The organism is Luteirhabdus pelagi, assembly GCF_016827595.1.
Classification (GTDB): domain Bacteria; phylum Bacteroidota; class Bacteroidia; order Flavobacteriales; family Flavobacteriaceae; genus Luteirhabdus; species Luteirhabdus pelagi.
The window spans coordinates 285,613-300,787 of the sequence record NZ_JAECMS010000001.1 but is presented as its reverse complement, the minus strand read 5'-3'; the positions used below and the strand labels follow the sequence as shown (position 1 = coordinate 300,787).

At 41.8% G+C, this 15,175-nt stretch carries 10 protein-coding genes; all 10 read right to left on the bottom strand.

Features of this window, described 5'->3' with window-relative positions:
• Positions 1-2: 2 nt before the first annotated feature.
• The gene (locus I4Q58_RS01380; RefSeq protein WP_236002791.1) at positions 3-743 is read right to left on the bottom strand and encodes a LytR/AlgR family response regulator transcription factor; all 741 of its coding nucleotides are present in this window, start codon (positions 741-743) and stop codon (positions 3-5) included.
• Positions 736-1,545 carry a sensor histidine kinase gene (locus I4Q58_RS01375; protein ID WP_203292976.1) on the bottom strand — a complete coding sequence of 270 codons (810 nt, stop codon included), beginning with the start codon at positions 1,543-1,545 and terminating at the stop codon, positions 736-738. Before I4Q58_RS01375 ends, I4Q58_RS01380 begins: the two co-directional genes overlap by 8 nt.
• Entirely contained in the window at positions 1,527-2,141 is a 615-nt protein-coding gene (locus I4Q58_RS01370; RefSeq protein WP_203292974.1) for a hypothetical protein, read from the bottom strand. Before I4Q58_RS01370 ends, I4Q58_RS01375 begins: the two co-directional genes overlap by 19 nt.
• 3 nt (positions 2,142-2,144) lie before the next feature.
• On the bottom strand, positions 2,145-2,576 hold the full coding sequence (locus tag I4Q58_RS01365; RefSeq protein WP_203292972.1) for a hypothetical protein: 432 nt from the start codon (positions 2,574-2,576) through the stop codon (positions 2,145-2,147).
• 126 nt (positions 2,577-2,702) lie between these two features.
• Positions 2,703-5,768, bottom strand: coding sequence for a hypothetical protein (locus I4Q58_RS01360; protein WP_203292970.1), 3,066 nt, complete (start codon positions 5,766-5,768; stop codon positions 2,703-2,705).
• An 11-nt stretch (positions 5,769-5,779) separates the two neighbouring features.
• On the bottom strand, positions 5,780-7,864 hold the full coding sequence (locus I4Q58_RS01355; RefSeq protein WP_203292968.1) for a porin family protein: 2,085 nt from the start codon (positions 7,862-7,864) through the stop codon (positions 5,780-5,782).
• 133 nt (positions 7,865-7,997) lie between these two features.
• Positions 7,998-9,554 (bottom strand): hypothetical protein, encoded by a 1,557-nt coding sequence (locus I4Q58_RS01350; RefSeq protein ID WP_203292966.1) that lies wholly within the window; start codon positions 9,552-9,554, stop codon positions 7,998-8,000.
• 84 nt (positions 9,555-9,638) lie between these two features.
• Positions 9,639-10,784 carry a carboxypeptidase-like regulatory domain-containing protein gene (locus tag I4Q58_RS15540; protein ID WP_236002790.1) on the bottom strand — a complete coding sequence of 382 codons (1,146 nt, stop codon included), beginning with the start codon at positions 10,782-10,784 and terminating at the stop codon, positions 9,639-9,641.
• A 102-nt stretch (positions 10,785-10,886) separates the two neighbouring features.
• Positions 10,887-12,191 carry an amidohydrolase family protein gene (locus tag I4Q58_RS01340; protein WP_203292964.1) on the bottom strand — a complete coding sequence of 435 codons (1,305 nt, stop codon included), beginning with the start codon at positions 12,189-12,191 and terminating at the stop codon, positions 10,887-10,889.
• Positions 12,192-12,196: 5 nt separating this feature from the next.
• Positions 12,197-15,151, bottom strand: coding sequence for an amidohydrolase family protein (locus I4Q58_RS01335; protein WP_203292962.1), 2,955 nt, complete (start codon positions 15,149-15,151; stop codon positions 12,197-12,199).
• Positions 15,152-15,175: the final 24 nt, after the last annotated feature.

Here is a 15,175-nt window from a genome sequence, read left to right as displayed (position 1 = left end):
TTTTAGGTATTCTTCAGCATCGTAAGGAAATCGCTCCTCCTATTTCGGGAAACTGGAATATTGGTATCTTTTATTGTTACGTATCCTTCATTGAGGTAAGAATTGATATGATTTAGGTTAATTAAATGCGATTTGTGAACCTGATAGAAATCTTGATCATGTAACATCTTTACAAAGTGACCAATACTTTGCGAACTGAGAAGGGGCTTACGGTCATTGATGTGAATTTTCGTATATCCATCAATTCCTTCAAAATGCAGTATATTCCCAATTTCTAGAAACTCTAATCCTTCTTGAGAGGGAATGATTATTTTTTTGTCACGAAATCTTTTTACCTGTAAATTTTCGATTAAGGCCTTGTTTTTTGCCAAGGCACTTTTTTCTGAGATGTTCTCCTTTGCTTTTGAAACTGCATCCACTAATTCGTCGTTGTCTATAGGCTTCACCAAATAGCCGATTGCGCAATGCTTGATGGCCTGTACGGCATATTCATCGTAGCCGGTGGCAAAAATGATCTCGAAATCTGGCTTTTCAAGCTGTTGCAATACTTCGAAGCCATTTATTTCTGGCATTGCGACATCCAGAAAGAGTAGGTCCGGCGGCGATTCTCGTAAGAACTCTATAGCTTCTTTTGGATTCTGTGTCGTGCCTATAATTTCAATATCAGGGCAAACCCTACGAATTTTATCAGATAAAATTGCCAGTGCTTTCGGTTCGTCATCTACTAAATATGCCTTAATCATAATTTAGGTAGTTTAATGTTAGCGTGACGCGAGTACCCGTTTTCTCGGTTCTCGCTTCAAAGAGATCTTCAATATTTATGTTTACCTCCCATTCATTATTATGTTGCAAAAGATTAATACGTTCTTCTAAAACCTGAGAGGAATGAGATCGAGCATGTGATTTATGCGCTCCTTGAATTTCTCGCGATCGTTCCATTCCTACACCATTGTCCTCTACAATTATCTTCATTATGGCTTGGGAGCCTGAGTAAGATAGGAAGGATATTGAAATAAAACCAGGTTCGCTTAGATGAAAGATGCCATGGTTAATGGCGTTTTCGACCAGTGGTTGAACCATCATGGAAGGTAATTCAGGATTCTCTTCCTTTAAGCTTCGTGCCACATTGATTTCCCAATTCAATTTATTTTCGAAGCGCATCTTTTCAATTTCCAAGTAATTCTCCAAGAGATCAATCTCGGTCGTAAGGGGAATATATTGGGATCTTGAGTACTCGAAAAATTGCCTGATTAGCTTCGAAAATCGGGATAGGTATTTTTCTGATAATGCCACATCGTTGCGTTGCACATAAAAAAGAATAGCGTTTAAACTATTATGGATAAAATGCGGATTCATCTGAGCTCGAAGGGCCCGTAGTTCTGATTGCTGTACTTTTCGTTCATATTCAAGCTCCGATTTCAACTTTTCATTTACCAGTTTATTTTTCTGAATTAAAAATGCAGAGAATAAGATGATTAATGCCAGGATAATTCCAATGGCAATAAAAACCAAATATATATAGCTATCTATCGTTTCAGTGGACATAGTAAACCAACCGTAATTAGAGCATAAAGGAATATATTAAGAAACATAAGCGCAAATTGAAAGTGTACCTTATTGAAGGAGGGCACATCTAACAACAAAATTAATGGAAACACACCAATGTGATAAATTAGGATTCCGGTACTAATCCAAAACGATTGTTTCCTATAGAATTGAATTACCTCTTCCTTTTTCAACAAGGTTAACAAATAGAAAATGGTCATAAAAAAAATGATGCCAACTCCAAGGTAGAATGATGTCTTCAATAATTCTTTCCAAGGGGTGAAAAATGCCTCAATGAGGGTAGCCGCTATAAATCCAACATAAAGATAACGTATCCACTTCTTTCTCAAATACTGCTGTAGCCAATACATATAAAAGATCAGTGAAACAGTATTGAAAATATTATATATGAATGTGTTGTTTATACCAGCCACGATACGTACATAATTTGCCGAAAATTCTGTCAGCAGCACGAACCCCAAGAAATAAACAAAAATCCCTTGCAGGCCCTTTTTATTTTTCTTCTGGCGAAATAATGCCACTAGAAAAGCAAGGACCTGCAGGGCGTATAATATAGTTTTAAATGTTACAATCATTTTTTAAGGTGCACAATTGATATCTAAGATACCGTTATTGCCAATATCTCCCATGTTGAGGTAGTACTTAATATTTTGGACTGCGCCGTTTACATCGGTATAACTTCCTGCCAAAAAGACTGTGTTTTCTAGACTTCCCGCAATAGTATCTCGCGCAAAGTATACGCGAAAGCTCAAATCTGAATGGGGGATTTCGTCGGCTTTCGATTTTATCTGGCAAATAAACGCTTCTATTTCTTCCATGTCGAACGTAACATCGGTCGTTTCACCGGGATATTGAGTTGAATACTGTTCACCTTTCATCATGGCTGCTTCACAGCTTATGATTCCTGAAGGTTCTACAGTATCATCGCAACAACATGACTGTAAGAATAGAAAGGTTCCTAATACGGCGATGGTTAAAATACTTCTTTTCAAATTGTTAACTGTTTTCATAATTATTGAATTTACTTTGGTTATTTGTTGGTATATCAAATAAGGTTTGAAATTGTTACCCTACTTTTTCATTTTTTTTAAAAGAAGGCAATGGCCATATCCAATGCCTTCTTTTGAAGATGCATCTTAGCACTTTTTACATGCCTCACTATGATTTTCTGAATTGATAGGTGGAAATTGAGGGGGCATCTCAAATTCTGAAAAATCAGCATCCAAGTTTAGAGGCATCGTTACATTTTGAGGGCAAATAGGGGAGGGCTGTGCCGTAACGGGCATTAGGTTAATAGTGTAACATCCTATAACTTCACAAGTGTTACAGTTAATATCGGTTACTTCTACCTTTAAGCATACTCGAACGCATCCTTGACAGCCATTAACTTGAAGGCTTTTAGGAATATTTAGCCATGTTCTGATGGTTTGTGGTGTGTTGATGGCTGTGGGAGTTCCTGCTTCCCATATTGTTTCCCGGCTTCCATCATAAGTATTGGTATTGGGTATTACCGGTAAACCACCGATGGGAAATGCCCAATCCGAATTTCCTGGGAATGTTCCTAGTCCGCGGAAAGAGTTGTGGCAAACTTTACAGTCGTCGAAGTTTTGATCGTATTCAAAATCGATTACCGATAGCCTTATTTTTTGTACAGGAATATTCGATAATGAACTTACATCCAAATTAATGGCAGCGCGATTATGGGTGGTTCCGCCATCTTCGTAGGTTAGTACCTGAAAATTGGACAGGCTCAGTTCCTGTTGGTCGCAACAATCCAACTGCCACGTTTGAATTTCCGCGGCTGCGGTAGCATATCCGAGTAACGAATTATTGCTCGTAACAAAGGAGGTCGAATTGGTAGCTACGGCTCCTTGAGAAGGATTTCCCATTACCTTTGCTGGAATATTGATGGTGATTTCAGCGCCGCAAGGAATCGGATCGTTAAATTTCACCTTAAAACCACGATCTCCTACAGAAAATCCTGAATTAATTATGGCGGTACCGCCACAGAGATCACTTTCCGTAGTCATTATCGTATTTGTATAACTAATGGTACTGCTAACAGCACTTGCCGCAGCATTCAGGGAAACTGTTACCGGAGCTCGTAAAGCTACATCAAATTGACTGGCCCTTGGAACACTGGTGCAAAGGATGACATCTGGCGGCGTGGTGTAGGGTAAGATATCGGATATGACCAAATCGTTCCAATCGTAAGGGTCGTTATTTTTAATGGTAATCTTATAATCGATGTTTCCACCTGGACTAACCGTAGTGCTCGTACTTCCTGAAGTCCAACTGGAAGCCATATCGCCTTTTGCAAATTTTTGAACATCCAAGCGGTTGTAGTTACGTATAGCGTAGGATCTACTCGCGGTTTCATTTTGCGGTTGAAGTCGAGCTACATTCACCCCTGTTTTCTGAGGAATACAGTCTTTAACCTGAACATCGATTCTGATCCGTACTTTATTCTCAAGTAACGAACAACAACTGCCACCCAAGGTACAGATGCCAGGAATATTCAGGCCGACGTTTATAGCATTCCCGGTAACTGACTGGCTGGTAATTACTCCAGCGGGTGGGGTTGTAAAAGTGGCCCCAGCAGCACTATATTGAATAGTCGCAATGCTAATATTTTGAAAGTCGTTCGGGATAATATCCTGCATGGTGGTTATTAGGTCTCCACTGCCTGAATTCGCGATTTCTATTATGAAACTCGTACTGTTTCCTGGATATAGGGAAGCATTTGCGATACTTTTCAGTATTCTTGGTTTCGCTTCAGGAGCTACTACTGGGTAGATTAGACAGTTTGATTTTTGACCGGAATGTGGTGAATATGGTGGACAAGAAGTTGCCGTACATCCTACTTTATCTGTATATTTTAGACTGGCACAAATTTTAATATCAGTACCAACTGCTACACTGGATTTTATACGATAGCAAAGTGGTATCACCCATTTTTCAGGATCCTTATTGCCATTACATAGTCTTGGAGCATCAATATCGGTTGTCCTCTTGTATCTGAGCCCGATGAGCTGTGGAAACTGTGCGTTACTAGGAACACCATATTGCCAAGGCTGACCGGCTAGACGATATCCAGTTATCAATGATATTTGAGCGCAAAGATTAGTTATTTCAATCGTTGAAGGGATTTTCACTTCAGCCAAAACATCATCTATAATAGTGTTCCCTATATTGGTAAATTCTACGTATGCCTTATTCGCACAACCAGGAGTGTTTTTACTAGAATCATAATACTCCTTAACTTCTACCGTTGCGTCCAGGGTAGGATCTTCTATTTGAAGGGTTGTGTTCGAACTGCCAATAGTAATAGGACTTCCACCACTTCCTGAGGGACAAGACTGACCATAGTTTGTGTTCGTCGGCACGCTGTTATTAATTTGGTCAAACTGAGCTGTAACATTGGTGCTGGAAGGGAAGTTACTACAAGGATATTGTACTTCAAATGTATATTTCTCGCGTGTACTGTTTTGAATCCATGTATTGGTAGTACTCGAAAATGCAATGGTATTCCCTCCATTCACGACGTTTGCCAAAGTAGCGTTGGATGTTACACCGTTAATAATCCCTCCACCCGGAACGGAAAATTCAAACCTCGGTGTACCATACATATTGGCGTCGCAGGAGGAGGATAGATCCTTTACATTCACGGTATATAGAAAACAGTTTACTCCAGTTTGTTCAACACAATCGATGGAAGATCGCCACGTGGCCTTATTTTCAATCGTAAAACATTGTTGTGTGCTTGGTGAAACTGAAATCGATGCAGCTGGAACACTCGATGCTGTAATTCCGGAAACGCATAATTGATATGATTCGAATTGAGGCGGGGCATTTATTGTCATGCTTACCTGAAAAACATAGGTTGAAGACCCTGCACTCGTATTGTTAATCGTAATGTTGAAACCATTGCTCGTCGTGGCGATAGATCCTGAAGGTAAATTTGATAACCTCGGATTAAGAGGGGTCGTTGGACACCCTCCTTGCGGCATAAACTGTTCATTTATGGTTATCGAGTTGTACGGCCCATTATTGACCGTCACACTATAATTAAGCGTCACTGTCTGACAACTGTTTATAGTTGTGGGTATCGGATCGGGTGTTCTTGAAATCGTTATCTGTGCATTGCTTTGGTAAAAGCAAAACATCAAAATAAATAAGGTTTTATATAAAATTGTTTTCATCATTAAGGTTTTTAAAGTTGTACAACAGTGTTTTCATCGCGAAACAAAGAATAGCAAACCACCTCAGAGCAACTTATACAGGCTCCAGTGGCATCATCTATGGCAGTGAAGGTGTATCGCACACAGATTTTGAATAAATCAGAACAACAGGCACCGGCGAACTTCGGTACACCAATACTAAGTTTTGCGGTCTCGTTGCCAAGAACCAATCCGCTTGGCGTTGGCGATTGCCAAACTATATTTCTACTCATAGCGCTTCCTCCTAAATAGCGACCGTAACCGCCCGATGCGAAACCACCAGATAAATGTTGGGTAGTTTGTGAGCTGCCATTGTACAGGGTAACAAAAGGGCCATACTGACTATCCTCCTTGTTACAGACTACACATTGCTCTTGGTCTGGAAAAGGGCTGTTATCTCCCGGGAAGTACTCAAACGTGGTTACTTCTGCCTGTACCTGTACGATATTCCCGAAGGGCGCAATAGCGGTTAGCCTGTCTTCAATTAAGATATAATCTTCAATCGTGCTCGCACCGGTAACAATAGGAGATATGTTTTGGTTTTGAATATCTATCTCCCATTCTTCACATATATCACAAAGACACGTTGGGAGTTCATGTGCACCGCTTGTCGATATTTGTGGGTTGCCATTTACATTTCCCTCGATCTGTGTGTCTATAGATGCGCTCCCAGAAGGTACTTCAAAGGTCATGCAATAGGTCGCGCTACCGGCAGGAACAATAGTAATTGGAAAGGATACGGGATTTCCAGTGCTACAATCTGTGAGGCTAGTTATTACGGCACCTGTGGGATTGATAATGGTAATGTCGGAAAGTGAGGTTATTTCCAGTGGATGGCTCGCAAAACTATTGTGAAAAAGAAATAAGTTCGCCTTATAGGCATACATTCCTTGTGGGGTGAAAGGCGGGTCTTCACATTCAATCTCGACAACATCATGAAAAGTACCACTAGACCGGTTCATCAAAAAGATACCATGATCCGTTTCTGTATCCTTGCACTTGGTGTACGATGTGATAACCTTCCAATGATACTCCGTTGTTTCCTTTTTAGAACGCTCATAGATCTTCTGTAGTTTTTGATTATGCTGAAGACCTTGTTCAGTTATTCGTTCACGATATACTTCCTTTCCTTCTTCGGAAAGAACAAAGGTGTATTGCGTCACGATTGAAGAAGGGTTCTCCCAACGAAAGTTGGGTTTCCGAGGTGAATCGATATAAAATTCCTGAAACTTTCGAGGAGCCGACAACCTTGTTACATCACAAGTTTTTTCATGTTCTTGAACTTCCTGATCGATAGCCACATTTTCAGTAGTTGAAATTGGATCATCCTTTTTTGGCTTTTTCGTTTTAACATCAAAGCTGAAAGTTACACCAGCAGACACACTAAGTTGTGTGGGAGACACGCTGGCTTCTTCCAAAGGCACTTCAATAAGTGGAATGGGATCGAATTCAGTTTGCCCTTCGGTATTAGTAGAAATAGCCGGCTCGATAGAGCGAAAACCATAGTTGATTGCTGCCGTACTGTAATGGTATTCTGGGTAGACAAAGAATGAAAAAGTATCGGTAACGCGATAAGTAAAACTTACTCCAGCGGACATACCAAAAGCCGTTATCGTTCGTGGCTCCAGTTGAAATAATTCGCGTTCGGCATTTACATATTGCAACATTACAAGTGCTTCGGGACTCGATACGAATGAAATTCCGGGCATCGCAGAAAACAGGAAGGAAAACTTGTTATAGCGCAATCCATATACAGGACCCAATCCAATATTGGAAACGCTCCAAGAACCATCGTAAAACTGCGACACGCTGTAGGTACCGGTATCGTCAGTTGGAATTACGTCGTAGTTGAACGGACTTTTAAAATCGTTTTGTTGATGGCTTAGCTGAAAACCTACTCCGAAATGATCGCTGAAAAAATAATTTGAGTTCAATCCAGCCGTCCAGCCGCTTTCCGAAAATTCGGAAAAGTCACTTGTGGGATTGGATACACCCGCAAAGGGGCTAATCGTTATTTCCTGACTCCAACTAGAAAGAGATAAAAGAGACAGAAAACAGATAAGTATAAACTGTTTCATAATAAAGAAATTAATGGTTGTTACCACAAATCTCTCACTATGAACACCTTATAAAAATAAGAAAAGCTGTATTGGTACCTATCGGTAGAAGAAAGGTACATTTCAGTCCACTAACTGTATAAGGATAATGCGTCTAGTTCTCCATATCAGGAAACTCCACACTCTCATAGGCACCCGCATCGGGATTGGTACCATCGCGAGGTGTTCCCGTAATGTCAGTATTCAATTGGGTTGAAACGGTTGGGTCAGCGATGCCATCGGCAGCTGAAGTTCCAGTTTCAATAGAGAGTTCATTCTCTTCGGGAGCAAAGAAAACCGGATCCTGATTGCGAACAATATTATTGTACAAAGCAGCATCGCTAAAATCATAAAGTGGATCATCGTCAAAATCGCCTGAAGGATCTTCAAAACGAATTAATGTATTGCTAATGTTGAAGTTGAATGCAGCGTCAGCACTATTGTCGTAGCCTATTTCGCGTTGCTCATTTCCGTAGATAATGCTATTGTTGATGGCTATATTTAACGGCATGGTTTCAAACGAGTTTTCTCCCGTCTGAATCACGTTGCCCAATTGAACCGCCGGTAATGAACGGAAGCTATTGGTCCAATAATTAGCAAAGGTACAATGGTTGAATTCGTAGGTGCCGCCAAACAGACAGGCAAGGGAAGACTGGCCACAATTGTTAACGACTACATTTTCACCATAAACATTTCCGGTTAGCGCATACAGGCCATATACCGCATGGTTGTAAAGTTGTACATTTTCCATCTCCAAAGTTAGATCGCCATCGTTACTATCCATCCGCAACCCGATAACGCCGTTCTTTATTGTTGTATTTCGAAATACATGATCGGTACTTCCTGCGGTAAGCCAAATGGTTCCCCATTGACCAGGCACATCAGAAAACTCAGGCTCCAATCGATCGCCTTCAAAAATTATCTCATTTTCCAACGCTTCTGGGTCGTTGCTAGTTGCACCCAAACATTGCATGGACGCATTTGCCGCTACCAAGATACCGCTGGCCGCATGAAAATGAACCCTAGCACCGGCTTCAACCGTAAGCGTTCGGTTGGGAGGAACAGCAGCGTATCCATAGATAACATATGGCTTTTCATTCGTAAAGGTCAATTCATCATCATCTAAGAAGAACCCTTCAATTTCAATATCATTTCCTTCCTCATCCTGACCTAAGACCAATGTTTCGGTAGTACCATCGCCAAATTGCTCTGGAAATAGGAACACGGCGTCTTGTACCAAAGTGACCAATTCTACATTCTGTTGGTTTCCACCGGTATCGAACTGAATCTGGTCGGTATATAAAAACTGTAACCCTTCGGTCGTTAAGGTTTCGATATCGGCAGTGGTTTCTACAAAGACAAATATGCTGTCTTCCGCCAATATGCGTACATCCTGAAACTCCTTTCCTGGAACACCGTCTACATTCAATCGGTAGTTCGAACTTTCCCCTTCCCCTAAGCGCACCGATGGGATATTGATATCCTCATCGCTTCTGTTGTAAACCTTTAAAGTGTAGGTGCTAGAGCCAATATTGCTGAAGATGGTGTCCAGATACACCGTATCGGTAGAAAACTCTAAGTTTCCAGTACTGGATACGGTTTCAAAATCGTTGCGACAAGAACTCCACAAAATAATGGTGCAGAAAAGTCCAAGGGCATACAAATACTTCATGTAGGAAAGGTTTTCGGTAAAAATATAACTTTTTAGACAGGAGATTATTGTCTAACCCAAAACTTTCCGAATTCTAGCGTCGCATCAGTTTCGATTTTTTCGTCTTTTGGCACGGCGCAATTTGCGTGCGGCCCTCTTGCGCTCTTGTTTAATACGTTTGTACTCCAGCTCATTGGCGTAGGCCTTTTTCTGTTTTTCCAATCGGATACGACGTTCTTCGGGAGTTTCGGGAGGCTCTTCGTATTCCATAGAAATTCCGCCGGTTACGATAACAATTTCACCCATTAAGGATGTTTTTAATTCAACTAACAGAACATTCGTAGTAGTAGCATTTTTTTCAATAGGGATGATTTGTTCGTCGAAACCTATATAACTAAATATCAATTTGTCACCTTCGGAAACCTCAATGGTATACTTTCCATCAAAATCGGTTTGTGTGCCACGCGATGTTCCCTTTACAATAACATTGGCTCCTGGTAGTGGTACGCCGCTTTCATCGGTTACCGTTCCGGATATTTCAAAGGGCATAGCTTCATCCTCAGTTTTATCTTCAACTTCAACTTCAGAAACAATCATTCCCACAGTGCGACGTACGGTTACGGTTTTTTCTTCTTCTTGAGGTAGTTCGCAAATGGGAGTGACCAGTTCAATGTGGATAGCTTCCGATTTCAAACCTCGTTTTTCTTCATACAAACGAAACCCTTCCTTTTCAAATACCAAGGTCTCACGATCTAAGGAAACAATCTTGAACGCTCCCTTTCGGTTGGTCCATTCCGTTTTTCCAGATTCCTTGACGGTAACTTTTACATTTCGAAGTGGATTCCCTTCGGTATCGGTCACAACACCTGTAGTGGTAATCTGTATTCTGTCGCCACTTCTGCTTCCAATACCTAGTGAAACATATGATTCAGGGCTCTTACTGTTTTCTGTTGAAGTAGCCGAATGGGCCATCATACTTATGGGCAACAGGAGTGAAGCGGCCCAAGGTGCCAAGGAAAAACCTTCTTTACGCTCTAATTGAAGTTTTCGGTCAAGCTGTGAAGCCCTAAATCGTCCGCACAACTTATCATTATGCTCTAGATGTTTGATGATTTGTTCATCGCTTTGTGAGGTGAAGTCTACAACCTCTTTTGTACATTGCTCGCAAAACCTACCTTTTTCTGTAGGAGTCATTTCGTTCCAATCTTCATGACAAGGTTCTGGGATGGAAATAGTGATGGCTTTTTTCATAATGGATGGTTTTTAGTTAATTCAAAGAACCATCATTCACCACCACAAAAAAAAGGCCACCTAGTAAAGTAGCCTTTTGAGTGAGTAAAACGGATTTCTATCCTATTTTCCTTCTTTCTGTAGTTCGTATTTTTCAGAATAGCGTTTCCATAATTCTGTTTGGTGGGTTTCGAGTGAAATTGCGCGTCCGTCGATAAACGCATGCTCCAAATCATTTCCTCGCATGTCCAACGCATCGCCGTTCGATACAAATAGGGTAGCACTCTTTCCTTCAGCCAACGTTCCGTAGGTACCATCAATACCTAAGATCTTCGCATTGTTTTCGGTGATCAGTTGAAGTGCTTTCTCCTTATCTAAACCTTGTCCAGCAACGTGACCCGCGTAAAATGCTAGGTTTCGCGTTTGGAAGTTCGACATTTCCTCGTTTTGAATACCGACTAATATTCCCCCTTCTGCCAACAATTTTGGTAATTTATAGGGTAAATCATAATCGTCATCCTCGCGTCGTGGCAACGCGTGTGGTTGACGCACCAACACGGGAATATCATTTTGCTTTAGGAAAGGGATAATCTTATAGGCTTCATAACCGCCGACTACCACTACCTTTTGAACTCCGCTTTCCTTGGCGAGGGTAACCGCATCGATTATTTCCTTTTGACCGTGGGCGTACACATATAATTTTTTGCTACCATCGAACAGTCCTTGCGTTGCCTTAAAGCCTTCATTTATCGATGTGTCATTACCGTCTCCATAAGCCTGCGCTTGCAACAAATACTGCTGAACCGCTTGGGTATCTTCTGCGTAATCGTCGTTTGGACGATAGCCTCGGCTTTCTCCAGCCCACCAGCGACCTCTTCTAAAACTGCTTGGCCAATTTAGATGAATGCCATCATCCTCCTTTACAATAGCATCTTCCCAGTTCCAAGCATCGAATTGAACAATTGATGAGGTCCCTGAAATTCGTCCGCCCTGAGGCGTAACCTGTCCCAGTAATACTCCATTCGGACGCATGCTTTCCACCACCTTGCTTTCGGCATTGTAAGCGATAATACTTCGTACCTGCGGAATCATTTCACCTAACTCATCCTGATCATCTGTCGCTCGCACGGCATTTATTTCTATTAATCCCAACGATTTGGTAGGTGCGATAAGGCCGGGATACACATGCTTTCCCGAAGCATCGATTACTTTTCCTTTTGAGGAAATACCAGTACTTCCGATAGCGGTAATGATACCATCTTCAAAGACGATGGTACTGTTTTCGATTACGTCACCATTTCCAATATGAGCGGTTGCTCCTTGAATGGTAATGGCTTGTGATTGCTCTGCAGCGGGTGTTTGTTGTGCCCAAACGAACGCAGTTACTAATACTGTTACAATACTGCTATATAGTTTTACGTTTTTCATGATTCTTAGTTTACCGTGTTACAGTGAAAATAGTGTTCTTCCGTGCCTTTTGGTTTTCGGGTCTTTCCACCACCTTCTTTTTCATCCAACATCATTTTTACAAGTTTGGCGCGCTCAGCCGTGATATCCTTACGCATTTCGGCATCTTTTTCAATATCGAAATAAGTGCGTCCCTCAATAATCGTCTTTTCAGGTTTCGCATAGACCGAAAGCGGATGCTCGTTCCAAAGAACCAAATCGGCATCCTTACCTTCCTTAATGCTTCCTACACGGTCATCGATATGAAGTAATTTGGCGGGATTCAACGTAACCGTCTTCCATGCTTCCTCTTCACTCATACCACCGTACTTCACCGTTTTAGCGGCTTCTTGGTTTAGTCGACGCGACATTTCAGCATCGTCGCTATTAATTGCAACCGTAACCCCTTGGTTATGCATAATGGCAGCGTTATAAGGAATAGCGTCGTTCACTTCGTATTTATAGGCCCACCAGTCGCTGAAGGTAGAACCACCCACACCGTGTTCCTTCATCTTATCGGCCACTTTATAGCCTTCCAGGATATGGGTGAAGGTGTTGATGTTAAAGTCGAAACGCTCGGCTACCTTCATCAGCATATTGATTTCACTTTGAACGTAGGAGTGACAAGAAATAAAACGCTCTCCGTTTAGAATTTCAGATAATACTTCCAACTCCTCATCGGTTCGGTAGGGTTGTCCACTATTCTTCTTCGCTTCATATTCCTTCGCACGGTTGAAGTAGTTCACATACACTTGCTCCACACCCATTCTGGTTTGCGGAAACCTGGAATAGCTTCCCCAATTCGATTGCTTGACGTTTTCACCTAAGGCAAACTTGATGAATTTCGGACTGTTATCGTAAATAAGGCCGTCGGCATCTTCACCCCACTTCAATTTAATAATAGCGGAGCGACCACCGATAGGATTCGCAGATCCATGTAGAATTTGAATGGAGGTTACACCACCTGCCAAGTTTCTGTAGATACTTACATCCTCTGGGTCGACCACATCTTCAATACTGACTTCTGCAGAAGAGTTTTGTCCCGCTTCGTTAATCGATAAGGCTGCGATGTGTGAATGCTCATCGATAATACCGGCCGTTAAATGTTTGCCGGTTGCGTCGATAACCGTGGCACCGCGGCGCGATAAATCTTTGCCGATTTCAACGATCTTTCCATCGGAAATGCGAACATCTGTATTTTCAAGCGTTCCTGCTTCTTCTCCGGTCCAAACCGTGGCGTTTTTGAAAAGCATATCTTTTTGTTCCGGAGCCTTCGTATATCCATATCCAACATTCGGATAGGTGATTGGCATTATTTCCGGCTTCACTTTTTCGTCGTCTTTATCTTTCTTTTCTTTTGAAGAAGACGTTCGGGTAGCGGTAAAGTCACTTTCGGACCCATCAGGACGAATCATCTTCCCTGAAAAGGAGTCGCCTTCCTTCGGAATGATTCCCGTGGTTCGGTATACTTCATTGTTTTCTTTATCGGTAAAGGACAGTCGCACCCAATTTTGTGAGTATTCCATTTTTGAAGGAAATTCCACATCGGCAGCCGTCACTTTCGATTTTGGTTTGCCCACTTCACCGGTGATTTCTACTTCATATGTTTTACCACCAGCGGTCATGGTATAATTTCCACGAATATCCTTTTGGTCGCGTGTATTTACGACATGTTTTTCACCTTGTACCCAATTTTCATAAAGCGTGGTTTCCGCCTCGAACATAGGGCCCGACGTAATGAGGAAGTTTGCATACCGACCTTCTTTTAGACTTCCTACCTTATCCTCTATACCCAAAAACTTTGCAGGCATACTGGTAAGCGCTTCCAAGGCTTTTGTTTTATCATATCCGTAAAGGAATGCCTTTTCCAATTTTTTGTTGAAATCGGATACTTTATCCAATTCAAAAGTGGTCAACGCAAACGGAACTCCGTTTTCGGTCATCACCTTTGGATTCATCGGCGCTTGGTTCCAATCGCGCATTTGCGCTACGGTGATGTAGGTTTCAGCATACGGATCGCTAACATCGTAGGCATCTGGAAAGTTGATGGGCAAGATGTAATTGGCGTTTGTGTTTTTAACTAAGTCTATGCGTTCATATTCATCGCCACCACCAACGATAACATAGTTGAGGTTGAATTGGTCGCTAATCTTATCGGCACGTAGGTCGTTGTCCTTACTACCTGCTTCAAAAATGTTTACCATTCCTTCATTGGCGATAAGCGCTTCCAAGGTTCTGTCCTTGGTTGGTACATTACCATCTTTGTACCATTGTTTATCATGCTGCAACTGACGGAGCAGTGCCATGGCACCCATCAGGGAAGTAGGATAACTCTGATTGCTGGTTTCACTTTTTTCAAAAGAGAAATGATTGGTGAGCGCATCTTCCAGAATTCTGGTAGCATCATCATCTTTATCGTTCAAGGCGACCATCATTCCCGTACCACGGGCAATACCGTCCATGGTATGCGTGTTCACCACACCGAATCCAGCTTCACGAAAACTTGAAGCCTGTTTTTTGTCGTATTTGAAGTTTTCGATGCCATTCCGTTCGGCCAAGATATGATCGTTCCAATAAAACCCTTCCCGAGACGGGCCGTACTGAGCCGATCTTCCGCCTTCGCGTTCTGCTTCCTTTACCTTACCCATTCCAAAGTCGGTATACGCATCGATAAAGGAAGGGTAGATATAGTCACCATTTAGGTCGATTGTTACTGTATTTTCAGGTATGGAAACAGATTTTCCTACAGAGACCACTTTTCCATCCTTGATTAATAACGTCCCTTTCGATATTTTTTCGGTTGGCGTTACATAAATGGTAGCGTTGGTAAAAGCAGTGTAATTGGTGTTTTTCTCTTTTGGGCCGTCATTCTTCGGAAAATAATCCTGAGAGAAGGAAGACAGACTCCAAAAACAAACAAGAAATAATAGAAGTCTTTTCATGGTGTTTTGACTGAAATTTTAGGA

What these genes read in the sequence shown, in the direction of transcription:
- I4Q58_RS01375 (WP_203292976.1), bottom strand. Translation starts at nt 1,545, where the DNA reads ATGTCCACTGAAACGATAGATAGCTATATATATTTGGTTTTTATTGCC.
- I4Q58_RS01360 (WP_203292970.1), bottom strand. Translation starts at nt 5,768, where the DNA reads ATGAAAACAATTTTATATAAAACCTTATTTATTTTGATGTTTTGCTTT.
- I4Q58_RS01340 (WP_203292964.1), bottom strand. Translation starts at nt 12,191, where the DNA reads ATGAAAAACGTAAAACTATATAGCAGTATTGTAACAGTATTAGTAACT.
- I4Q58_RS01335 (WP_203292962.1), bottom strand. Translation starts at nt 15,151, where the DNA reads ATGAAAAGACTTCTATTATTTCTTGTTTGTTTTTGGAGTCTGTCTTCC.
- I4Q58_RS01365 (WP_203292972.1), bottom strand. Translation starts at nt 2,576, where the DNA reads ATGAAAACAGTTAACAATTTGAAAAGAAGTATTTTAACCATCGCCGTA.
- I4Q58_RS15540 (WP_236002790.1), bottom strand. Translation starts at nt 10,784, where the DNA reads ATGAAAAAAGCCATCACTATTTCCATCCCAGAACCTTGTCATGAAGAT.
- I4Q58_RS01350 (WP_203292966.1), bottom strand. Translation starts at nt 9,554, where the DNA reads ATGAAGTATTTGTATGCCCTTGGACTTTTCTGCACCATTATTTTGTGG.
- I4Q58_RS01380 (WP_236002791.1), bottom strand. Translation starts at nt 743, where the DNA reads ATGATTAAGGCATATTTAGTAGATGACGAACCGAAAGCACTGGCAATT.
- I4Q58_RS01355 (WP_203292968.1), bottom strand. Translation starts at nt 7,864, where the DNA reads ATGAAACAGTTTATACTTATCTGTTTTCTGTCTCTTTTATCTCTTTCT.
- I4Q58_RS01370 (WP_203292974.1), bottom strand. Translation starts at nt 2,141, where the DNA reads ATGATTGTAACATTTAAAACTATATTATACGCCCTGCAGGTCCTTGCT.